Below are 20,172 nucleotides of genomic sequence, written 5' to 3' on the forward strand. Positions count from 1 at the left end.
GACAGGTCCACCGTGGCCACCGCGTCACGCTTTCCTCCCGGGGAACCGGGGGCATGGCGACACGGCTCGTCGGCGAGCAAGGGAAGGTAGGGGCAGCGCAAAGAGATAGCATACCCGAGAACGACGCGGCCGTCCAGCCCGGTCCAGCCGTGCGGCTCGGGCGACGGCCACCCGCCGGAGCGGGCGACGCGAACAGGATGGCCCCCAGGCCGCCGCGCGTCAAGGCGCCGGGCCCACCCACACGCGCCGGACGGCATCCGCTGGCCCCCGGCACGGCGAACGGGCGGGCCCGGACCATCGGTCCGGACCCGCCCGTTCGAGGTGCGCGTCAGTCCCCCGAAGGGGACGGCCTCACTTGAGGGTGACGGTCGCGCCGGCGCTCTCGAGCTGCTCCTTGGCCTTGTCGGCCGCGGCCTTGTCGACCTTCTCGAGGACGGGCTTGGGGGCCCCGTCGACGAGGTCCTTGGCCTCCTTGAGGCCGAGGGAGGTCAGCGCGCGGACCTCCTTGATGACGGCGATCTTCTTGTCGCCGGCCGCCTCGAGGACGACGTCGAACTCGTCCTGCTCCTCGGCGGCGGCGGCGTCGCCACCACCGGCGGCGGGAGCGCCCGCGGCGGCGACCGCGACGGGGGCGGCGGCGGTGACGCCGAAGGTCTCCTCGAACTGCTTGACGAACTCGGAGAGCTCGATGAGGGTCATCTCCTTGAAGGCGTCAAGGAGCTCGTCGGTGCTGAGCTTGGCCATGATGGCGTCCTTTCTCTACTGCGGTGTGCCGTGAGTGGCGTTTACGTGGTGAGCGGACCCGGGGGTCAGCTCGCGTCGCCACCCTCGGCGACGTCGGTGGCCTCGGCCGCGGGTGCGGCGTCGGCGGGGGCCTCGTCGGCGGCGGCCGGGGCGGGGGCGCCGGAGACCGGGCCTTCCGTCTCGACCTTCGCCCGCAGCGCGTCGACCGTGCGAGCGGCCTGCGAGAGCGGAGCGGCGAAGAGGTAGACCGCCTTGCTGAGCGAGGCGTTCATGGCGCCGGCCAGCTTGGCGAGGAGGACCTCGCGGGACTCGAGGTCCGCGAGCTTGGCGATCTCGGCGGCGCTGAGGGCCTTGCCGTCCAGCACACCGCCCTTGATCACGAGATGCGGGTTTGCCTTGGCGAAGTCACGCAGACCCTTGGCAGCCTCGACCGGGTCGCCCTCGACGAAGGCGATGGCGGTCGGTCCGACGAGCTGACCGTCGAACGCGGTCACCCCGGCGTCCTTGGCGGCGAGCTGGGTCAGCGTGTTCTTGACCACGGCGTAGGTCGCGTTGCCCCGCAGGGAGTTGCGCAGGTCGGTGATCTGCTTCACCGTGAGCCCGCGGTACTCCGTGAGGACGGCGGCGTTCGAGCTCTTGAACTTGTCCGAGAGCTCGGCGATGGCCGCGGCCTTGTCGGCACGAGACATGGGCGCCTCCTTCCGTCGTGTGGACCTCCGGGTGAGGGCCCGACACGAGAAGGAGCCCCGGCGCAGGGCACGGGGCTCGTCAGGAGGCAGGTCGCGGAGCGGGGCTCCACGGCAGCCGAGGCTGATGGTCGTGGCCTGCGCTGGTCGCCCGCTCTCAGCGGAACCTTCGGTCTCGTGCGGGTGCACGCGACAACCGGCGGTCTTCGGTCGGGTCCACCCTACGGGCCGCCGCCCGCCACGGCCAAATCGTTCTCTCGGGCCCGCCCGGGGCGCGGTCCGAGGACCCGGGCGACCCGCCCGCGTCAGGCGACGACGACGTCGTCGGCCTGCTGTCCAGCCGCCCGCCGCACGACGAGGGCGAGCACGAGGAAGACGATGCCCCAGGCCACGGCGATGATGCCGAGCAGGAACGTCACGCCGACGGCCGCGGCCCCGGGGTTGGCGACGAACAGCCAGCCGAGCACGATGTCGAGCAGTGCCCCGAGGACGAGCAGCCAGCGGGGCGCGGACCGAGTCGAGCTGAACGCCCCGACGAGCTCGAAGAACCCGCGCACGAGCAGCCAGATGCCGAGCACCCAGGTCACCGCGGCGGCTGCCATCCCCGGACGGGTGAAGGCGATGAACGCGACGACGAGTGCCACGACGGCCATCCCGGCGAACAGCGCCCGCTGGCCGGTTCCCAGCCCGTGCCCGAAGGCTCCGGCGGCGAGCCCGATGCCGTCGACGAGGGCCCACACGCCCCACAGCACGACGACGACGACGATCGTCTGCTTCGGCCACGCGATGGCCACGATGCCGAACACGATGCCGATCACCCCGCGCAGCGCCAGCAGCTTCCACGACATGGTGAGGACGTCCTTGGGCACAGCGCTACCTCCGCGGGTCGTTCGGTGGCGTCGCCGGGCGGGGCCCGGCGACGGGGTCGGTCGGGTCGGCGGGGCCGGATGCCGTCCGCGCGGCGGGAGCGTCCCCCGCACCCCCCACCCCGGGGTCCGGGTCGGCGTGGGTGTCGGCCTCGGCTCCGGTGTGGGCCTCGGCCTCGCTGTCGGCTGGCGGCACCCCGGACAGCAGTGGCCCGAGCCAGCGGGCCTGGGGGTCGACGTCGACGAGCAGCGCCTTGAGCAGCAGGGTGAGGGGCAGCGCGAGAATCGCCCCGAGCGGGCCGAGCACCCAGGCCCAGAAGGCCAGCGACAGGAACGTCAGCGTCGTCGTCAGCCCGAGGGCGTCGGCCTGGAACTTCGGCTGGATGATCGACTGGATGACGAAGTTGATGACGGAGTACAGGGCGATGACGGCGAGCATGAGGCTCGGCCCGCCCTCGAGCAGCCCGATGATCGCCGGCGGGATGACGCCGATGACGAAGCCGATGTTCGGGATGAAGTTCGTGACGAAGGCGAGCACGCCCCACACGAAGGCGCCGGGGATGCCGAGCAGGGCGAGGACGACGCCGTCGATGACCGCGACGATGAGGCCGAAGATCGCCGAGACCGTGAGGTAGGTGCGGGTGCCCTTCGCGAACGACGTCAGCGCGTCGACGACGCTGGGGCGTTCGCCCCGGGCCGCGAACAGGTTGCGTGGGAACTTGCCCGAGTCGAACCCGATGAACAGCACGAGCGTGGCGATGAAGATCAGGCTGCCGATGACACCGGCCACGTTGGAGGCGAGACCCGTGAGGATGCCGGTGATCCGCCCCAGGTCCAGGCTCGAGGCGAGGCTGGCCACCTGCTCCTCCTGCAGGCCCAGGCTCGCGAGCCGGGACCCGAGCCCGTCGACGAGGTCGTCCATCTCCGAGGTGTACTGCGGGATGAGGCTCGCCAGCTTGGCGCCGGACACCGCGATCGAGACGACGAGGGTGATGAGGATGGCGTAGACGAGCAGGATCGTCACGAGGATGCCGGACCACACCGGCGCTCCACGCCGCTCCATGGCGGTGCGCACCGGGGCGACGGTGACGACGAGCACGACCCCGAGCGTGGTCGGCGCGACGAGCCAGGCCGTCTCGCGGATACCGGCGACGGCGAGGGTGACCGCGGCGAGGCCGAGCACGATGAGCAGCGGTCGCGGCAGGGCGTCCTGCCGCAGGACGCCCTGGCCCCCGTCGTACGCCGACGCCATGGGCACTCCTGTCCGATCGCCGTCCGGGTGCCGTGCGGCGTCCGGTCCGTCCCGAGGGTAGCGAGAGCGACCGACGCGCGTCTCGCCCTCCGGGGGTGGCCGCCACCGTGTCGCGCTCCCCGGCGTCGGAGACGGTGCTGGCGCCCGGGGCCGCTCGGCCCTGGCACCCGAGAGCCCGCCGCCCCGGTGGGGGTGGCGGGCTCTCGCGCGGTGCGGCCGTCAGGCCTCCGCGGCCTCCTCGAGGAGGTTGCGGGTCTTCGTGAAGTCGAGCGGGATACCGGGACCCATCGTCGTCGCGAGCGTGGCCTTGGTGATGTAGCGGCCCTTCGACGCGGAGGGCTTGAGTCGCAGGATCTCCTCGAGCGCGGTGGCGTAGTTCTCGACGAGGGCCTTCTCGTCGAAGGAGACCTTGCCGATGATGAAGTGGAGGTTCGCGTGCTTGTCGACGCGGAACTCGATCTTGCCGCCCTTGATGTCGGTCACGGCCTTGGCCGTGTCCATCGTGACGGTGCCCGTCTTCGGGTTCGGCATGAGCCCGCGCGGACCGAGGACCTTCCCGAGGCGGCCGACCTTGCCCATGAGGTCGGGCGTCGCCACGACGGCGTCGAAGTCGAGCCAGCCACCGGCCACCTTCTCGAGCATGTCGTCGGAGCCGACGAAGTCGGCGCCCGCGGCCTTGGCGGCCTCGGCCTTGTCGCCGTTGGCGAAGACGAGGACGCGAGCGGTCTTGCCCGTGCCGTGGGGGAGGTTGACCGTGCCGCGGACCATCTGGTCGGCCTTGCGCGGGTCGACGCCGAGGCGCAGGGCGACCTCGACGGTCTCGTCGTACTTCGCCGAGGCGGTCGACTTCGCGAGGCGGACGGCCTCGAGGGGGGCGTACGTGGCGTCGGCGCTGATCTTGTCGGCGGCGGCGCGGTAGGACTTGCTGCGCTTCATGTGCTGCTCCTGGGTGATGCGGTGGAGTCGTGGTCGTCGGGCCGGCGCTGGCCCTGCCACTGGTGGGCACCGCGGTGGCGCCCACCCGGCATCCGGTCGGATGCCGTGGAGGCCGGGCTCAGAGCTCGGTCTCGATGCCCATCTGGCGGGCCGTGCCGGCGATGATCTTCATCGCGGCGTCGACGTCGTTGGCGTTGAGGTCGGGCATCTTGGTCTCGGCGATCTCGCGGACCTGGTCCTTCGTCAGCTTGCCGGCCTTGACCTTGTGCGGCTCCCCGGAGCCCTTCTGGACGCCCGCGGCCTTCTTGATGAGCTCGGACGCCGGCGGCGTCTTCGTGATGAAGGTGAACGAGCGGTCTTCGTAGACCGTGATGACGACGGGGATGATGCTGCCGCGCTGGTGCTCGGTCGCCGCGTTGTACGCCTTGACGAACTCCATGATGTTGACGCCGTGCTGGCCGAGCGCCGGGCCGACCGGGGGCGCGGGGGTCGCGGCACCGGCCTGGATCTGCAGGTTGATGTACCCGGAGACCTTCTTCTTGGGGGGCATGTCTGTCCTTGTGTGGTGGTGATGATGGGCCGACGCCGTGGGCGATGACCCCTTTGCAGCCCCGGGTCCCCGGGGCGGGCTCCTTCGGGCCTAGAGCTTCGAGACCTGGCTGAAGGAGAGCTCGACCGGGGTCTCCCGGCCGAAGATCGAGACGAGCACCTTGAGCTTCTGGGTGTCGGGGTTGATCTCGGAGATCGTCGCGGGGAGGGTCTCGAACGGGCCGTCCATGACCGTGACCGACTCGCCGACCTCGAAGTCGACGACCGCGCTCTCGCGGCCGGCACCCGCGGCGGCGGCCTGGCCTCCGGCGGCCGGGGCGCCCGCGGATGCCTCGAGGTCGGCCGGCTTGATCATGCCGTAGACCTCGTCGAAGGTGAGCGGCACCGGCTGGTGCGCGTTGCCGACGAACCCGGTGACGCCGGGGGTGTGCCGCACGGCGCCCCACGACTCGTCGGTGAGGTCCATGCGCACGACGACGTAGCCCGGCATCCGGACCCGGCGCACGAGCTTGCGCTGGCCGCCCTTGATCTCGGTGACCTCCTCCATCGGCACCTGGATCTCGAAGATGTAGTCCTCCATGTTGAGGGAGGTGATCCGGGTCTCGAGGTTGGCCTTGACCCGGTTCTCGTAGCCCGCGTAGGAGTGCACGACGTACCACTCGCCGACCTTGCTGCGCAGGTCGTCCTTGAACGCCTGGACCGGGTCGACGGCCTCGAGCACGTCGCCGTCCTCGTCGACGGTGCCGGCCGCCTCGGCCTCCGCAGCCTCGGTCTCCTCGGCCGCTGTCTCCTCGGGCTCGCCGGCCTCCGCAGCCGCGGTCTCCTCGGCATCGCTCACGACGGTCTCGGTCGCCTCGCCCGAGCCATCGGGGGCGTCGGGCAGCACCTCGGGGGCGTCCGCGGACGCCACGTCGGGGTTGTCGGTCCACTGCTCGGACACGGGTGACCTCTTCCTTGTTCTCGGGTTGCCGGTGGTGTGTGCTCGCGGGTGCGCCGGGCGCAGCGTCAGGAGCCGAACACCAGGCCGACGAGCTTGCTGAAGCCGAGGTCGAGCGCGGCCACGAGCGCCATCATCACCGTGACGAACACGATGACGACGATCGTGTAGTTCCACAGCTCCGACCGCGTCGGCCGCACGACCTTGCGCAGCTCGTCGAGGATCTGGCTGACGAACAGCCCGAGCGCCTTGAACCACCGGGAGACGGGGTTGCCACCCCGGTCCTTCCCCTTGGCGGGTCGGGAGGGAGTCCTGGTCTGACCCACGTCAGTCACGGTGCCTCTTCACGTCGTCTGTCTGTCGGTGCCTTGCGCGCGGCACGACCGCGAAGGCACCCGTGGGGAGGGTGCAGTCGTGGACGAACCACACGTGCGACGCAGGGCAGGAGGGACTCGAACCCCCAACCGCCGGTTTTGGAGACCGGTGCTCTACCAATTGAGCCACTGCCCTACAGGGTGCCCGGTCGGGAGGGCTCCCTGCGGTGCGACCCTCGCCCTCGGGCACGCCGAAGGGTGGTTGGTCACACCGAGCGGCAAGCATACGGGACGCCCCGGCCCGGGCGCGAACTCGCCTCGCGGCGACGGCAGGGGCTCGCCGCGACGACCCGCGCCCCCATCAGCCCGGGTGCGGCGGGGCCTGCTCTGCCACGATAAGCCGGTGAGCACCCACAGCCCCGGCACCGCCGACCGCACCCCCCTCGCGCAGCGCTCCCCCGAAGAGCTCGCGACCTACCTCGAGCGCCAGCGGCGGGCCTATGCCGCACTCACGGAGCGCGGCCTGCGCCTCGACCTGACTCGCGGCAAGCCGAGCACCGCACAGCTCGACCTGTCCGACGCCCTGCTGCGACTGCCCGACGGGGTCACCGACGCCGACGGGGTCGACGTGCGCAACTACGGCGGCCTGAGCGGCCTGCGCGAGCTGCGCGAGATGTTCGCCGAGCTGCTCTGGGTCGACCCCGACCAGCTCGTCGCCGGCGGCAGCTCGAGCCTGACGATGATGCACGACGTGCTCGTCCAGCACCTCCTGCACGGCGGCGTCGACTCGCCCCGGCCCTGGCGCGACGAGGACAAGGTGACCTTCGTGTGCCCGGTGCCCGGCTACGACCGGCACTTCACGATGCTCGCGTCGTACGGCATCGAGATGCTCACCGTCCCGATGCGGGGCGACGGCCCGGACGTCGACGCCGTCGAGTCCCTCGTGCGTGACGACCCGAGCGTCAAGGGCATGTGGGTCGTGCCCACGTACGCCAACCCCTCCGGGTCGGTCGTGACCCAGGAGGTCGCCGGCCGGCTCGCGGCGATGCCGGCGGCTGCCCCCGACTTCCGCATCTTCTGGGACAACGCGTACGCCCTGCACCACCTGACCTCGAACGAGGCGAAGTCGGCCGACATCCTGTCGCTGGCGTCGGCGGCGGGCCACCCGCACCGCCCGGTCATGTTCGCCTCGACGAGCAAGATCACGTATGCCGGGGCGGGCGTCGCCTTCCTCGCGGCGTCGCGGGAGAACGTCGCCGCGTACCTGGGCCACCAGCAGTTCGCCTCGATCGGGCCCGACAAGGTCAACCAGCTGCGCCACGTCCAGTTCTTCGGGTCGGCCGAGGGGGTGCGCCAGCACATGGTGAGGCACCGAGAGATCCTCGCGCCGAAGTTCGCGGCCGTGGATGCCGCGCTCACCGCGGCCCTCGGCGGGCTCGGCGTCGCGGAGTGGACCCGTCCGGCCGGGGGGTACTTCGTGAGCCTCGACGTGCTCGACGGGTGCGCCGCCCGCGTCGTCACCCTGGCGAAGGAGGCGGGTATCGCGTTGACGCCCGCGGGGGCGTCCTTCCCCCACGGCGCCGACCCCCGCGACCGGAACATCCGGCTGGCCCCGTCGTTCCCCGAGCTCGAGGAGGTCGAGACGGCGATGGCGGGCGTTGCGACGTGCGTCGCCCTCGCCGCGGCCGAACGCCTGAGCGACGTAGGGTGAGGACATGTCGGAGCAGCAGGAGAACATGACGACCGACCTCGGCGCCTACAGCCTCGACGACGAGGACCAGCTCCAGCCCGAGGACACCCTCGTGGACGACTACGCCGGCGACGTCCTCGACCGGGGCTACTCGCCGCCGGACACCGACCGGGGGTCCCGCGCCCACGGGGTGACGCTCGAGGAGCAGCACCGCGACGAGACGATCGACGAACGGATCAGGCAGGAGGTCCCCGACCCCACCTCGGCGTACGGCGCCCCCGACAACGAGTCCGGGCTCGACGACCGCGACCGCGTCGGCGGCGACGACCCCGACAGCATCGCCGCGGAGGACGACTGGATCGGCGACGGTGAGGTGGGCGGCGCGCGGGCCGGACGCCTCGTGGCCCCCGATCACGGGTTCGGCGAGGACACCGAGAAGGACCTCGTCGGTGAGGACGTCGGCATCGACGGTGCGGCGGCCTCCGCCGAGGAGGCCGCGATGCACGTCATCGAGGACCGCGTCGACGACTCCGAGGACATCGACTCCGAGTGAGCCCGGTGGCCGCTGCGCCACAGCGGTCCGTCACGGACCTGCCGAAGGCGCACCTCCACCTGCACTTCACCGGCTCGATGCGGGTGGCGACGGTGCGCGAGCTCGCCGAGCAGCACGGCATCCGACTGCCGGCCTCCCTGACCACCGACTGGCCGCCGCGCTTCGAGACCGCCGACGCGCGCGGCTGGTTCCGGTTCCAGCGCCTGTACGACGCGGCGCGGGCGTGCGTGCGTGGCGAGGCCGACATGCGCCGGATCGTGCGTGAGGCCGCGCACGACGACGGCGCGGAGGGCTCGAGGTGGCTGGAGATCCAGGTCGACCCGACGTCGTACGCGCCGTTCGTCGGCGGGATCACGCCGGCGCTGGAGATCGTCCTGGACGAGGCCCGGACGGTGTCGGGCGAGGCGGGTGCGGCGTCGGTCGCGGTCGTCGTCGCGGCCAGCCGGATGCGGCACCCGCTCGAGGCGCGGACCCTGGCCCGGCTCGCCGCGCGGTACGCCGGGTCGGGACCGGGATCCGTCGTCGGGTTCGGGCTCTCGAACGACGAGCGCCGCGGTGACACGGCGGAGTTCGGGCCGGCGTTCCGGATCGCGCGGCGGGCCGGGCTCGCGCTCGTGCCCCACGCCGGTGAGCTGCTGGGTGCCGAGTCGGTGACGGCGACGCTCGACGCGCTCGCACCGGAGCGCCTCGGGCACGGGGTGCGGTCGGCCGAGGACCCGCGGGTGCTCGGCCGGGTCGTCGAGGAGCAGGTGGCGCTCGAGGTGTGCCCGCTGTCGAACGTCTCGCTCGGGGTGTACGACACACCGGGCGACGTGCCGCTGCGCACGCTCGTCGCGGCCGGGGCCCGCGTGGCCCTGGGGGCCGACGACCCGCTCATCTTCGGGTCCCGCCTCGGTGAGCAGTACGCGAGCGCGCGGGCCGACCACGGCTTCGGCGACGCCGAGCTGGCGGAGCTGGCCCGGGCGTCGTTCGCCGCGAGCCGGGCGCCGTCCGACGTCGTGGCCGAGGCGGAGCGCGAGGTCTCGGCGTGGCTCGAGGCTCCAGCCGGCTGAGCGCAGGCCGCGAGGGAGACTTGGCGGCGACGGGGACGGCACGGCGGCGAATGCGCGAAGGCGACGGCGCGGCGGCAAAGGCGACGGCGACGGCGCGGCGGCAAAGGCGACGGCGACGGCGCGGCGGTGAGCTCAGGCGACGGGGACGGCGCGGCGGTGAGCTCAGGCGACGGGGACGGCGCGGCGGTGAGCTCAGGCGACGGGGACGGCACGGCGGCGAAGGTGAGGGCGCGACGGCAAGGCGACGGTGAAGGTGGCTGTGGCGGGGCCCGGTGACGTTGGATTCCTCGTCCAGCGCCGGTGACGCGGTCAATGGCCGGGTTCGGCCGCTATATCGAATGCTCCCCTTGAGCGAGCACACCCACCGCTTGCGACGACCCGGAGCGAATCTCACATTGCCCTCCCCAGTCGAGCAAACGAGCCCTCGTGCCACCCCCACGGACGCATATCTCGATTCGCCCAATCTCAGCGAGCAACGTGCCCCAGACCACCTCGACGAGCGCATCTCCCGATTCGCCCAGTCTCAGCGAGCACCTGACCCGTGCCTGCCTGCCCCGTGCACATCTCGATGTGCTCTCGGACCGCGAGCATTCGATATAGCGCGCGTGAGCACCTGTCGCGGCAGGCCGAGCCGCGCCTCCGAATCGTCGCTTCTAGTGAGTGGTCCAGCCACCAAGGCGGCCCGAGGTGCGGCGCGCCCATCGCCCGCCAGGTCACCACCCCGCTCGACACCAGGTCCGCCACTCGCGCCCCGCCCCCAGCCCTGCGCTGCGCCCGACCGCCGGCCGTCGTGATCCACAGGCAGGGTCCAGGCCACACCTCGTCCACAGCCCCGGGCAGACACTGGCACCCACGGTCCCGACGCGGTGGGCTGGCGGCATGGAATGGAAACCCCGCATGTGGCCCACCTTCGCTGCCGAGCTGATCGACGCGAGGGCCTCCCTGCGGCTCGCGGACGAGGTCGGGCTGGCCGTGCGGGCGGATCGGCGCCGCCTCGGCATGAGCCAACGCGCCTACGCCGCGCACCGGGGCCTCACCCTCAGCGCCGTCATCCGGCTCGAGAGCGCAGCGGGCGGGATGAAGCTGGCGGACGTCGTCGCCGCCCTCGACGGCACGGCGTTCGTCCTGTGCCTGTGCCACCGGCCGCCCTCCGACGAGCCGGCGCCCGCAGCCGCCGTCCCAGTCCTCCCCGACCCGGCGGTGCGCCAGCCTCCTGCCACCACCGCCCTCGAGACCGGTTCCCTCGCCCGCGCCCGGCCCACAGCCGCACCACCCCCGGGTCCGACGGACCCCGCGACGCAGCCACCCCCGGCACCCCCGCTGCAGCCACCCCCGGATCCGCCCGCTCCCCGACCGGTGAGCCCCGCCTTCTGGCCGCGGTCCGAGCTCATCGCCCGGGTCCGCGGCGGCGGCCGCCGCTTCCCGGCGCACCACGACACCGAACAGGTCTCGAGCGCTCCCCCGTGGTGGTGGTACGCCGAGTCGAGCCGGGCGGGCACGGTCCCCCCGGACTGGTACGCCCCGCGGTTCACCCGACGCGGGGACCGCGCGTGCTGACCTCGGAAGCCCGTGACCCGCTACAGGGCGTCGCCGACGAGCACCGGCTCGTTGACGAGCGTCACCCCGAACGCCTCGCGCACCCCGTCCCGCACCCGGCGGGCCAGGGCCGTGACGTCGGATGCCGTCGCACCGCCTCGGTTGGTCACCGCGAGCGTGTGCTTCGTCGAGAGCGTCGCCGGCCCGGGCATCCCGAAGCCCTTGCCGAACCCGGCGCGCTCGATGAGCCAGGCGGCGCTCGTCTTGACGTTGCCGTCGGTGTCGGCGAAGCGGGGCGGCCGCGGCCCCTCGGCGCCGAGCCGGTCGGTCACCCGCTGCTCGAGCACCTCGAAGTCGGCGACGGACAGGACCGGGTTCGTGAAGAACGACCCGCAGCTCCACGTGTCGTGGTCGGCGGCGTCGAGCACCATCCCCCGCCGACGGCGCTGCGCCAACACCGCCTCCCGCGCCTCCGCGAGCGGCACCCGCTGCCCCACCTCCACCCCGAGCTCGGTGGCGAGGTCCGTGTAGCGCACCGGCTGCGAGAGGGACTGCACGACGAGCTGGAACATGACGTCGATGACGACGTACCGGTCCGACGCCTTGAACAGCGAATGCCGGTACGTGAAGTGGCAGTCCGGCGAGCTCATCGTGCGCACCTGCTGGTCGACCCGGTCCCACACCCGCACCCGCGCGACGGTCTGCGAGACCTCCTGACCGTACGCGCCGACGTTCTGCACCGGCGTCGCCCCCGTCGACCCGGGGATGCCCGAGAGCGCCTCGATCCCGGACCATCCCTCGTCGACAGCACGTGCGACGAGCGCGTCCCAGTCCTCGCCCGCGGCGACCGTGACGTTGGCTCCGCCGCAGCTGTCCTGCGAGTCCACGTGCACGCCGCGCGTGGCGACCTTGACGACGGTGCCCGCGAACCCGGCATCCGCCACGACGAGGTTGGACCCGCCACCGAGCACGAGGAGCGGCTCCTGCGCGTCGTCGACCTCCCGGACGGCGTCGACGAGCTCGTCCGGCGTCTCGCAGACGACCATGCGCGCAGCGGGCCCGCCGACCCGCATCGTCGTGTGCTCGGAGATCGGCTCGTCGTGGAGCTCGAGCATCAGTCGAGCCGGACGACCGCGACGCAGCGGCCGAGGACCTTCTCGCCGCCGCACGTCGTCGTGACGTCGACGGTGACCCGGCCGGTGCCGGCATCCACAGCTTTGACGACGCCCTCGACGACGACCTCGGTACCGCCGACGGGGACGACGACCGGCTTGGTGAACCGGGTCCCGAACTCGACGACCCGGCCGGCATCGCCCACCCAGTCCGCGACGACCGTCGCCGACGCCCCCATCGTCCACATCCCGTGCGCGATGACGTCGGGAAGGCCGACCGAGCGGGCGAAGGACTCGTCCTGGTGGATGGGGTTCTGGTCACCCGAGGCGTTGGCGTAGGCGACGAGGGTCTCGCGGCGCACGGGCACGGTCACCGGGCCGACGACGTCTCCGACCGAGACCTCGGCGAGCTGACGGACGGGCATGCTCACTCCTCCCCGCCGCGCACGACGATCGTGGACGTCGACGTGGCGAGGGCCTCGCCCGTCGTCGTCGCCAGCTCGGTGCGGGTCGTCACCATGGAGTGCCCCCCGGCCGAGCGCACCGCGTCGACCGTCGTCGTGCCGACGACCGCGTCACCCGCGGTGATCGGGCGGTGGTGGACGAACCGCTGCTCGCCGTGGACGACCCGGCTGAAGTCGATGCCGGCCTCGGGGTCGGTGACGTAGGCGCGCTCGGACTGCTGTGAGAAGCGCACCGCCATCGTCGGCGGTGCGATGACGTCGCCGTACCCGGCGGCCCGCGCCGCCTCGGGGTCGGTGTGCACGGGGTCGCTCGCGCCCACGGCGGCGGCGAACGCCGCGATGAGTGCCGCGTCGACGGCATACGGTCCACTCGGCGGGTAGGTCCGCCCGACGAAGTCTGGGTTCACGGCCATGGCGACCACTCTAGGAGACCGGGAACGCGAGAGGCCGCCGGCACCGGTCGGGTGCGGCGGCCTCTCGCGGGCTGACGGTGGGGTCAGCGGGTCTCGCGGTGCGTCGTGTGCTTCTTGCAGCGCGGGCAGAACTTCGCCAGGTCGAGCCGGTCGGGGTCGTTACGGCGGTTCTTCTTCGTGATGTAGTTGCGCTCCTTGCACTCCGTGCACGCCAGGGTGATCTTGGGGCGGACGTCGGTGGCCTTGGCCATGGGGGCAACCTGCTCTCGGGAAGGTGAATCGATCGTCGGGGCGTCGCGTCGGGGCGCGGGGCACGCGCGACACCGGCACAACAGGATACGCAACTTCGGGCAAACCCCGAAATCGCGGCCTCGGTAGCGGGAGCGGGGCTCGATCCCGCGACCTCACGATTATGAGTCGTGCGCTCTAACCAGCTGAGCTACCCCGCCATGGGGGGCGACTCGGGTCCGCTCTCGCGACCGGCCCGGCCGACCAGAGCCCCCTGTCGGAATCGAACCGACGACCTTTTCCTTACCATGGAAACGCTCTGCCGACTGAGCTAAGGGGGCATGCGCTGCGTGCGGGCGACCGCCGGGCGCGACGGAGACATTACACGCTCACGATCGGTCCAGCGAAATCCGCGCAGCGACGAGCGACGGGCCGTACCAGGTCATCAACCGACCCGACACGAGGCGCGTCGGGAGACGCCGGAAGGATGCCGGTCCGTCGGTCTCGCTGAAGGCGTACGGCTCGTCCGGGAGCAGCACGAGGTCCGCGATCGCCGGGTCGTCGAGGGCGTCGAGCTCGACCACGGGGTAGCGTCCGGACCCGCCCGCGGTCGCGACCTCGAGGCCCGAGCGCGCGAGCAGTTCGGCGGTGAAGGTGGGCCGCCCCACGACCATCCACGGGTCGCGCCACACGGGCACGACGACGCGCGCGCTCGGTGGCGGCACCGGCCCGCACCATGCCTCCTCGGCCGAGACCAGCCACCTCGGGTCGCTCGGCAGGGCGAGCACCTCCCGAAGGAGCCGGCGGATCGACGCCACCGCCTGCGGCACGGTCTCGATGTCGGTCACCCACACGGGGATGCCGCGCGCACGCATCCGCCGGACGTCCAGCTCGCGGTTCTCCTCCTTGTTCGCGACGACGAGGTCGGGCCCGAGCGCCGCGACGGCGGCGAGGTCGGGGTTCTTCGTCCCACGCACGCGGGCCACGCCCCGCGCGTCGAGGTCCGCCGGGTGGGAGCACCAGTCGGTGGCCCCGACGAGCCGCTCGGGGCAGCTCGCGGCGAGGGCCTCGGTGAGCGAGGGCACGAGCGAGACGACGCGGGCGACGACCGTGGGCAGCGTGACGGCGTGCCCGAGGTCGTCGGTCAGCGTGCGCGGCATCCGGCGGGAGGCGGTCAGCGCGGCGCCATCCGCAGCGCCCCGTCCATCCGGATCGTCTCGCCGTTGAGGTAGTCGTGGTCGACGATCGCGAGGACGAGCTTCGCGTACTCCTCCGGGCGCGCGAGGCGCTGCGGGAAGGGCACCCCCGCCGCGAGCCCGGCCCGGAACTCGTCGGAGACGGTGGCGAGCATGGGGGTCTCGACGATGCCGGGGGCGATCGTCACGACCCGGATGCCGTACTGCGCGAGGTCGCGCGCGGCCGGCAGGGTGAGCCCGACGATGCCCCCCTTGGACGCGCTGTAGGCAGCCTGCCCGACCTGGCCGTCGAAGGCGGCGATGCTCGCCGTGTTGACGACGACTCCGCGCTGGCCGTCGGCGTCCGGGTCCGTGGCCGCGATGGCCTCGGCCGCGATCGCGAGGACGGTGAACGAGCCGACGAGGTTGATCTCGACGACCTTGCGGAAGAGGCCGAGGTCGTGGGCGCCCCTGCGTCCGACGATGCGGGCCGACGGCCCGATCCCGGCGCAGTTGACGACGATCCGCAGCGGCCGCTGTGGGTCGTCGCCGGCGCGGGCCACGGCCGCCCGCACGTCGTCCTCGGAGGTCACGTCGGTCGGGACGTACTCGACCCCGTCGACGGCGGGGGCCGCCTCGCACGCCGCGGCGAGGTCGAGGGCGACGACCCGGGAGCCCGCGGCGGCGAGACCGGCCGCGGTCGCGGCGCCGAGCCCGGACGCCCCTCCGGTGACGATGGCAGTGGTGTTCGCGGTCTGCATGGGCGCCATCCTGCCAAGCCCGCCCGGCCGGCGACACCGCCGGCCCCCGGGCACGGCATCCGCGCCCTCGGAGCACGTCGGTGGGGCGCCGTACGGTGGGGCCATGGACCTGCGCATCGGAGGGCACGTCGACCAGAGCGACCCCGTGGCCGAGGCCGCGGCCCGCGGCGCGACGCTCAGCCAGTTCTTCCTCGGCGACCCGCAGAGCTACAAGGGGCCGGTCGTGGCGTACGCCGGCGGCGCGGCGGGCCTGCGGGCGGCGGCCGAGGCGGCGGGCGTCGACCTCTACGTCCACGCGCCGTACCCGATCAACGTCGCGTCGACGAACAACCGCATCCGGATCCCGGGCCGCAAGCTGCTCCAGCAGCACCTGACGGCCGCCGCCGAGATCGGGGCGAAGGGCGTCGTCGTGCACGGCGGGCACCTCGGGCGGGACGAGGACGCCGCGGTCGGCTTCGACAACTGGCGCAAATGCGTCGACGGGCTCGAGATGCCGGTTCCGCTCCTCATCGAGAACACCGCGGGCGGCGACAACGCGATGGCGCGGCGACTCGAGGCGATCGAGCGGCTGTGGGAGGCACTCGGCCGGGCCGAGGGGGGCGACGCGGTCGGCTTCTGCCTCGACACCTGCCACGCCCACGCCGGGGGCCACGACCTGGGCAGCGTCGTCGAGAGGGTCCGGGCGGTCACCGGGCGCATCGACCTCGTCCACTGCAACGACAGCCGCGACGTGTTCGACTCCGGCGCCGACCGGCACACCAACCTCGGGTCCGGCCACATCGACGGCGCCGACCTCGCCGACCTCGTCCGGGCCGCCGGGGCCCCTGTCGTCGTCGAGACGCCGGGCGGGGTCGAGGGCCAGGGAGCCGACATCGCCTGGCTGCGGGAGCGGGTCGGCTGAGCCGAGGGGGCACCGGGGCCCCGATCGACCGTCCTGGCCGGGGTGGTCACCACGGGTCACGGTGGCCCGGCCCGGCGAGGAACCGGTCAGACGTTGCGGCGGTACTGCCCACCCACCTCGAAGAACGCCTCGGTGACCTGCTGCAGCGAGCACACCCGCGCGGCATCCATGAGCACCGCGAAGACGTTCTCGCCCGAGGTCGCGGCCGCCTTGAGCCGGTCGAGCGCTTCCTGCGCCTCGACCCGGTGCTCCTCGCGGTACGCGGTGACGCGCGCGAGCTGGCCCTCCTTCTCGGCCTCCGACGCGCGGGCGAGGGTGACCTCCTTCGGCGACTCCCCGGCATCCGGGGCGAGGAAGGTGTTGACCCCGACGATCGGCAGCGATCCGTCGTGCTTGCGGTGCTCGTAGAGCATCGACTCGTCCTGGATCCGACCGCGCTGGTACCCCGTCTCCATCGCGCCGAGCACGCCGCCGCGCTCGGAGAGGCGGTCGAACTCCGCAAGCACTGCGGCCTCGACGAGGTCGGTCAGCTCGTCGACGACGAACGCACCCTGGAGCGGGTTCTCGTTCATCGCGAGCCCCCACTCCTTGGAGATGATCATCTGGATCGCGAGCGCGCGGCGCACCGACTCCTGCGAGGGCGTCGTGACCGCCTCGTCGTAGGCGTTGGTGTGCAGGCTGTTGGCGTTGTCGTAGACCGCGGTGAGGGCCTGCAGCGTCGTGCGGATGTCGTTGAAGTCCATCTCCTGCGCGTGCAGGGACCGGCCCGAGGTCTGCACGTGGTACTTCAGCTTCTGGCTGCGCTCGTTGGCGCCGTACTTCTCGCGCATCGCGACCGCCCAGATCCGGCGGGCCACCCGGCCGATGACGGTGTACTCGGGGTCCATGCCGTTGGAGAAGAAGAACGACAGGTTCGGGGCGAAGTCGTCGATGTCCATCCCGCGCGCGAGGTAGGCCTCGACGTACGTGAAGCCGTTCGCGAGGGTGAACGCGAGCTGGCTGATGGGGTTCGCCCCGGCCTCGGCGATGTGGTAGCCGCTGATCGACACCGAGTAGAAGTTGCGGACCCGGTGCTCGATGAACCACTCCTGGATGTCGGCCATCATCCGCAGCGAGAACTCCGTGGAGAACAGGCAGGTGTTCTGGCCCTGGTCCTCCTTGAGGATGTCGGCCTGCACGGTGCCGCGGACCGTCGCGAGCGCCTGCGCCCGGATGCCGTGCGCCTCCTGCTCGTCCGGCTCACGGCCGTTCTCGGCCGCCCACTTCTCGACCTCGCGGTCCATGACGGTGTTGAGGAAGAAGGCGAGGATCGTCGGGGCCGGCCCGTTGATCGTCATCGACACGCTCGTCGTCGGCGAGGTGAGGTCGAACCCGGCGTAGAGCTCGCGCATGTCGTCGAGGGTCGCGACCGAGACGCCGGAGGTGCCGACCTTGCCGTAGATGTCGGGGCGCCTGTCCGGGTCGCGGCCGTAGAGGGTGACCGAGTCGAAGGCCGTCGACAGCCGGGTCGCGGGCTGGCCCTGGGACAGCAGCGTGAACCGGCGGTTCGTGCGGAACGGGTCGCCCTCCCCCGCGAACATCCGGGCGGGGTCCTCGTTGTCACGCTTGAACGGGAACACCCCGGCGGTGAAGGGGAAGTAGCCGGGGAGGTTCTCGCGGCGCAGGAACGACACGAGGTCACCGTCGTCGGAGTAGCGCGGCAGCGACACGCGGCGGATCCGGTTGCCGGACAAGGACTCGCGCACGAGCGAGGTGTGGATCTCCCGGTCGCGCACGGTGACGACCTGCTCGTCCCCGGCGTACGCCTCGACGACGGACGACCAGCCGGCGAGCTGACGGGCCACCGACAGCGGCAGGTCGTCGCGTGCCTCGGCGAGGAGGGCGTCGACCCCGGAGCGGTCGGACCCCGCCCGCTCGAGGGCGGCACCGACCTCGGTCAGCCGCTGGACGCGCCGGGCCGCGTCGGCATACCGGTGGGTGTCCTCGTGGAACCCCCGCACCGTCTCGGCGATCTCGGCGAGGTAGCGCACCCGCTGGGGCGGGACGACCTGCCGCAGCACCGACGAGTGCCGGACGGCGACCGGGGCGAGCGCCCCGTCCGCCACGTCGAGCCCCTGGTCGGCGAGCATCCCGCGCAGCTCCTGGTACAGCGCAGTGACGCCGTCGTCGTTGAAGGTCGCGGCGGAGGTGCCGAACACGGGCATGTCCTCGGGCTTCCTGCCGAAGGCCCCCCGGTTGCGGGCGAGCTGGCGGCCGACGTCGCGCAGGGCGTCCATCGCGCCGCGGCGCTCGAACTTGTTGATGGCGACGACGTCGGCGAAGTCGAGCATGTCGATCTTCTCGAGCTGGCTCGCGGCGCCGAACTCGGGCGTCATGACGTAGAGGTTGACGTCGGCGAAGGAGGTGATCGCGGCGTCACCCTGGCCGATGCCGGGGGTCTCGACGACGACGAGGTCGTACCCCGCGGCCCGCAGGACGGTGAGCACGTCGCCGAGCGCCTCGGGGACCTCGTGGTGGCCGCGGGTCGCGAGCGAGCGGAAGTAGACGCGGTCGCCGTCGAGCGAGTTCATCCGGATCCGGTCGCCGAGCAGCGCCCCGCCACCGCGCCGGCGGGTGGGGTCGATGGCGACGCAGGCGACGCGCAGCTTGTCCTGCTGGTCGACGCGCAGGCGGCGGACGAGCTCGTCGGTGAGGCTGGACTTGCCCGAGCCCCCGGTGCCCGTGATGCCCAGCACCGGGGTGCGCCGGGTGGCTGCCGCCTGCTCGAGCTCGGCGCGCATGCCGTCGGTGAGGTGGCCGGTCTCGGCGGCCGTGATGGCGCGGGCGACGGCGGACCGCTCCCCCGACAGCACGGCGGCGGCCGTCGTCGGGTGCTGTTCCCACAGGTCGGTGTCGCAGGCGGCGACGACCTGGTTGACCATGCCGGGCAGCCCGAGCCGCTGGCCGTCCTCGGGACTGAAGATCGTGACGCCGGCCTCGCGCAGTCGCGCCACCTCGCTCGGGACGATGACCCCGCCCCCGCCACCGACGACCCGGACGTGCCCCGCCCCGGACTCGCGGAGCAGCTGGACGAGGTACTCGAAGTACTCGACGTGCCCGCCCTGGTACGAGCTGACCGCGACGCCCTGGACGTCCTCCTCGATCGCCGCGTCGACGACCTCCCGGACGCTGCGGTTGTGGCCGAGGTGGATCACCTCGGCCCCCTGCGCCTGCATGATCCGCCGCATGATGTTGATCGAGGCGTCGTGGCCGTCGAACAGGGCGGACGCGGTGACGATGCGCACCGGGTGCGTCGGCACGTGGAGCTCCGGTGTCGGGCTGGTCGGCTGCGCTGCCATGAGGTGTCCTTCCGAGAGCGGTCCCGAAATACTAGGACGTCCTAGTACCTACCCGGAAGTCACCGATCCTGCGCCCAGCCTCTCACTGCGTCCGGCACCTCGGGGGGTTGGAGCACCGACTTGCCGGACGTCGTGCAGGTGGCGGGGGTGGGCAGTCACCCCCGGCGGGCGGCGATCCAGGTGATTGCCTCGGCATAGCCCTGCACACCGCGGCCGATGACGTGGTGGTCGCAGACGTCGGTGAGGTAGCTGTGGTGCCGGAAGGCCTCGCGCGCGCGGATGTCGCTGATGTGCACCTCGACCCGCGGGACCCGGCACGTCGACAGCGCGTCACGCAGGGCGACCGACGTGTGCGTGTACCCGGCGGCGTTGACGACGATGCCGGCGATGCCCCGGCGTCCCTCCTGCACCCAGTCGACGAGCGTGCCCTCGTGGTTGGACTGGCGGAAGTCCACGGTCAGCCCGGCGCCGTCGGCGACCTCGCGGCACAGCGCCTCCACGTCGGCCAGGGTGGCCGAGCCGTAGACCTCGGGCTCGCGCTCGCCGAGGAGGTTGAGGTTCGGGCCGTTGAGCACGAGCACGGTGCGGGCGTCCATGGTCGCGAGTATGCCGTGGTGCGCCCCGACTGCCCCCTGCGCCGGGGCCGCGGCCGGGTCGAGGTGTCA

At 72.5% G+C, this 20,172-nt stretch carries 21 protein-coding genes and 3 tRNA genes; 5 read left to right on the forward strand and 19 right to left on the reverse strand.

All coding sequences use genetic code 11. The annotated features are described in order from the left end of the window. Nucleotides 1–351: 351 nt before the first annotated feature. The 9 genes from rplL to ABD899_RS11510 all read right to left on the reverse strand — a co-directional run bounded on the left by rplL (nucleotide 352) and on the right by ABD899_RS11510 (nucleotide 6,480). Nucleotides 352–744, reverse strand: a complete 393-nt coding sequence (rplL, locus tag ABD899_RS11470; RefSeq protein WP_345205952.1) for a 50S ribosomal protein L7/L12 — start codon at nucleotides 742–744, stop codon at nucleotides 352–354. Nucleotides 745–809: 65 nt separating this feature from the next. Continuing rightward, nucleotides 810–1,433 carry a 50S ribosomal protein L10 gene (gene rplJ / locus ABD899_RS11475; RefSeq protein ID WP_345205954.1) on the reverse strand — a complete coding sequence of 208 codons (624 nt, stop codon included), beginning with the start codon at nucleotides 1,431–1,433 and terminating at the stop codon, nucleotides 810–812. A 302-nt stretch (nucleotides 1,434–1,735) separates the two neighbouring features. After that, entirely contained in the window at nucleotides 1,736–2,299 is a 564-nt protein-coding gene (locus tag ABD899_RS11480) for an HdeD family acid-resistance protein (RefSeq protein ID WP_345205957.1), read from the reverse strand. 4 nt (nucleotides 2,300–2,303) lie between these two features. Then, nucleotides 2,304–3,548, reverse strand: coding sequence for an AI-2E family transporter (locus tag ABD899_RS11485; protein WP_345205960.1), 1,245 nt, complete (start codon nucleotides 3,546–3,548; stop codon nucleotides 2,304–2,306). Nucleotides 3,549–3,767: 219 nt separating this feature from the next. Continuing rightward, a complete protein-coding gene (rplA, locus tag ABD899_RS11490; RefSeq protein ID WP_345205962.1) occupies nucleotides 3,768–4,484 on the reverse strand; it encodes a 50S ribosomal protein L1 in 717 nt (238 codons plus the stop codon). A 118-nt stretch (nucleotides 4,485–4,602) separates the two neighbouring features. Beyond that, nucleotides 4,603–5,034: a 50S ribosomal protein L11 gene (gene rplK / locus ABD899_RS11495; RefSeq protein WP_345205964.1), complete on the reverse strand. Its 432-nt coding sequence runs from the start codon at nucleotides 5,032–5,034 to the stop codon at nucleotides 4,603–4,605. Between the two features lie 90 nt (nucleotides 5,035–5,124). Then, on the reverse strand, nucleotides 5,125–5,973 hold the full coding sequence (nusG, locus tag ABD899_RS11500; RefSeq protein WP_425474962.1) for a transcription termination/antitermination protein NusG: 849 nt from the start codon (nucleotides 5,971–5,973) through the stop codon (nucleotides 5,125–5,127). A 65-nt stretch (nucleotides 5,974–6,038) separates the two neighbouring features. Further along, complete coding sequence (secE, locus tag ABD899_RS11505) at nucleotides 6,039–6,296, reverse strand: preprotein translocase subunit SecE (protein ID WP_345205966.1); 258 nt, start codon at nucleotides 6,294–6,296, stop codon at nucleotides 6,039–6,041. A 111-nt stretch (nucleotides 6,297–6,407) separates the two neighbouring features. Continuing rightward, nucleotides 6,408–6,480: transfer RNA gene (locus tag ABD899_RS11510), tRNA-Trp, on the reverse strand. Nucleotides 6,481–6,687: 207 nt separating this feature from the next. Here ABD899_RS11510 and ABD899_RS11515 point away from each other — a divergent pair. The 4 genes from ABD899_RS11515 (at nucleotide 6,688) to ABD899_RS11530 (ending at nucleotide 11,136) form a co-directional block, all read left to right on the forward strand. Continuing rightward, nucleotides 6,688–7,995, forward strand: a complete 1,308-nt coding sequence (locus tag ABD899_RS11515; RefSeq protein WP_345205969.1) for an aspartate aminotransferase type Ic — start codon at nucleotides 6,688–6,690, stop codon at nucleotides 7,993–7,995. Between the two features lie 4 nt (nucleotides 7,996–7,999). After that, on the forward strand, nucleotides 8,000–8,527 hold the full coding sequence (locus ABD899_RS11520; RefSeq protein WP_345205971.1) for a DUF5709 domain-containing protein: 528 nt from the start codon (nucleotides 8,000–8,002) through the stop codon (nucleotides 8,525–8,527). 5 nt (nucleotides 8,528–8,532) lie between these two features. Continuing rightward, nucleotides 8,533–9,579: an adenosine deaminase gene (locus tag ABD899_RS11525; protein ID WP_345205973.1), complete on the forward strand. Its 1,047-nt coding sequence runs from the start codon at nucleotides 8,533–8,535 to the stop codon at nucleotides 9,577–9,579. Between the two features lie 897 nt (nucleotides 9,580–10,476). Further along, nucleotides 10,477–11,136, forward strand: coding sequence for a helix-turn-helix domain-containing protein (locus ABD899_RS11530; protein ID WP_345205976.1), 660 nt, complete (start codon nucleotides 10,477–10,479; stop codon nucleotides 11,134–11,136). Between the two features lie 20 nt (nucleotides 11,137–11,156). Here ABD899_RS11530 and ABD899_RS11535 read toward each other — a convergent pair whose 3' ends face one another. From ABD899_RS11535 to ABD899_RS11570, 8 genes are all read right to left on the reverse strand, one after another. Then, the gene (locus ABD899_RS11535) at nucleotides 11,157–12,230 is read right to left on the reverse strand and encodes a UDP-N-acetylmuramate dehydrogenase (RefSeq protein ID WP_345205978.1); all 1,074 of its coding nucleotides are present in this window, start codon (nucleotides 12,228–12,230) and stop codon (nucleotides 11,157–11,159) included. After that, entirely contained in the window at nucleotides 12,230–12,652 is a 423-nt protein-coding gene (locus tag ABD899_RS11540; protein ID WP_345205980.1) for a MaoC/PaaZ C-terminal domain-containing protein, read from the reverse strand. Before ABD899_RS11540 ends, ABD899_RS11535 begins: the two co-directional genes overlap by 1 nt. 2 nt (nucleotides 12,653–12,654) lie before the next feature. Continuing rightward, nucleotides 12,655–13,104, reverse strand: coding sequence for an FAS1-like dehydratase domain-containing protein (locus ABD899_RS11545; protein ID WP_345205982.1), 450 nt, complete (start codon nucleotides 13,102–13,104; stop codon nucleotides 12,655–12,657). Nucleotides 13,105–13,187: 83 nt separating this feature from the next. Beyond that, entirely contained in the window at nucleotides 13,188–13,355 is a 168-nt protein-coding gene (gene rpmG, locus ABD899_RS11550) for a 50S ribosomal protein L33 (RefSeq protein ID WP_345205985.1), read from the reverse strand. Between the two features lie 124 nt (nucleotides 13,356–13,479). After that, nucleotides 13,480–13,553: transfer RNA gene (locus tag ABD899_RS11555), tRNA-Met, on the reverse strand. A 47-nt stretch (nucleotides 13,554–13,600) separates the two neighbouring features. Then, nucleotides 13,601–13,673: transfer RNA gene (locus tag ABD899_RS11560), tRNA-Thr, on the reverse strand. Nucleotides 13,674–13,721: 48 nt separating this feature from the next. Further along, nucleotides 13,722–14,492 carry a helical backbone metal receptor gene (locus ABD899_RS11565; RefSeq protein ID WP_345205986.1) on the reverse strand — a complete coding sequence of 257 codons (771 nt, stop codon included), beginning with the start codon at nucleotides 14,490–14,492 and terminating at the stop codon, nucleotides 13,722–13,724. 14 nt (nucleotides 14,493–14,506) lie between these two features. Next, the gene (locus ABD899_RS11570; protein WP_345205988.1) at nucleotides 14,507–15,268 is read right to left on the reverse strand and encodes an SDR family NAD(P)-dependent oxidoreductase; all 762 of its coding nucleotides are present in this window, start codon (nucleotides 15,266–15,268) and stop codon (nucleotides 14,507–14,509) included. Between the two features lie 103 nt (nucleotides 15,269–15,371). On the opposite strand from ABD899_RS11570, the gene ABD899_RS11575 reads away from it, so the two are divergent. After that, nucleotides 15,372–16,169, forward strand: a complete 798-nt coding sequence (locus ABD899_RS11575) for a deoxyribonuclease IV (protein WP_345205990.1) — start codon at nucleotides 15,372–15,374, stop codon at nucleotides 16,167–16,169. Nucleotides 16,170–16,255: 86 nt separating this feature from the next. On the opposite strand, the gene icmF is transcribed toward ABD899_RS11575, so the two are convergent. Continuing rightward, a complete protein-coding gene (gene icmF / locus ABD899_RS11580; RefSeq protein WP_345205992.1) occupies nucleotides 16,256–19,507 on the reverse strand; it encodes a fused isobutyryl-CoA mutase/GTPase IcmF in 3,252 nt (1,083 codons plus the stop codon). 155 nt (nucleotides 19,508–19,662) lie between these two features. Beyond that, a complete protein-coding gene (gene aroQ, locus ABD899_RS11585; RefSeq protein ID WP_345205994.1) occupies nucleotides 19,663–20,103 on the reverse strand; it encodes a type II 3-dehydroquinate dehydratase in 441 nt (146 codons plus the stop codon). Nucleotides 20,104–20,172: the final 69 nt, after the last annotated feature.

The sequence above is a fragment of the Fodinibacter luteus genome, from assembly GCF_039541575.1.
Taxonomy (GTDB): Bacteria; Actinomycetota; Actinomycetes; order Actinomycetales; family Dermatophilaceae; genus Fodinibacter; species Fodinibacter luteus.

Excerpts from the sequence above, each read along its gene's own strand:
- rplL (WP_345205952.1), bottom strand. The coding sequence starts at position 744 with ATGGCCAAGCTCAGCACCGACGAGCTCCTTGACGCCTTCAAGGAGATG.
- rplJ (WP_345205954.1), bottom strand. The coding sequence starts at position 1,433 with ATGTCTCGTGCCGACAAGGCCGCGGCCATCGCCGAGCTCTCGGACAAG.
- ABD899_RS11485 (WP_345205960.1), bottom strand. The coding sequence starts at position 3,548 with ATGGCGTCGGCGTACGACGGGGGCCAGGGCGTCCTGCGGCAGGACGCC.
- rplA (WP_345205962.1), bottom strand. The coding sequence starts at position 4,484 with ATGAAGCGCAGCAAGTCCTACCGCGCCGCCGCCGACAAGATCAGCGCC.
- rplK (WP_345205964.1), bottom strand. The coding sequence starts at position 5,034 with ATGCCCCCCAAGAAGAAGGTCTCCGGGTACATCAACCTGCAGATCCAG.
- ABD899_RS11520 (WP_345205971.1), top strand. The coding sequence starts at position 8,000 with ATGTCGGAGCAGCAGGAGAACATGACGACCGACCTCGGCGCCTACAGC.
- ABD899_RS11530 (WP_345205976.1), top strand. The coding sequence starts at position 10,477 with ATGTGGCCCACCTTCGCTGCCGAGCTGATCGACGCGAGGGCCTCCCTG.
- ABD899_RS11535 (WP_345205978.1), bottom strand. The coding sequence starts at position 12,230 with ATGCTCGAGCTCCACGACGAGCCGATCTCCGAGCACACGACGATGCGG.
- ABD899_RS11540 (WP_345205980.1), bottom strand. The coding sequence starts at position 12,652 with ATGCCCGTCCGTCAGCTCGCCGAGGTCTCGGTCGGAGACGTCGTCGGC.
- ABD899_RS11545 (WP_345205982.1), bottom strand. The coding sequence starts at position 13,104 with ATGGCCGTGAACCCAGACTTCGTCGGGCGGACCTACCCGCCGAGTGGA.
- rpmG (WP_345205985.1), bottom strand. The coding sequence starts at position 13,355 with ATGGCCAAGGCCACCGACGTCCGCCCCAAGATCACCCTGGCGTGCACG.
- ABD899_RS11565 (WP_345205986.1), bottom strand. The coding sequence starts at position 14,492 with ATGCCGCGCACGCTGACCGACGACCTCGGGCACGCCGTCACGCTGCCC.
- ABD899_RS11570 (WP_345205988.1), bottom strand. The coding sequence starts at position 15,268 with ATGCAGACCGCGAACACCACTGCCATCGTCACCGGAGGGGCGTCCGGG.
- ABD899_RS11575 (WP_345205990.1), top strand. The coding sequence starts at position 15,372 with ATGGACCTGCGCATCGGAGGGCACGTCGACCAGAGCGACCCCGTGGCC.
- icmF (WP_345205992.1), bottom strand. The coding sequence starts at position 19,507 with ATGGCAGCGCAGCCGACCAGCCCGACACCGGAGCTCCACGTGCCGACG.
- aroQ (WP_345205994.1), bottom strand. The coding sequence starts at position 20,103 with ATGGACGCCCGCACCGTGCTCGTGCTCAACGGCCCGAACCTCAACCTC.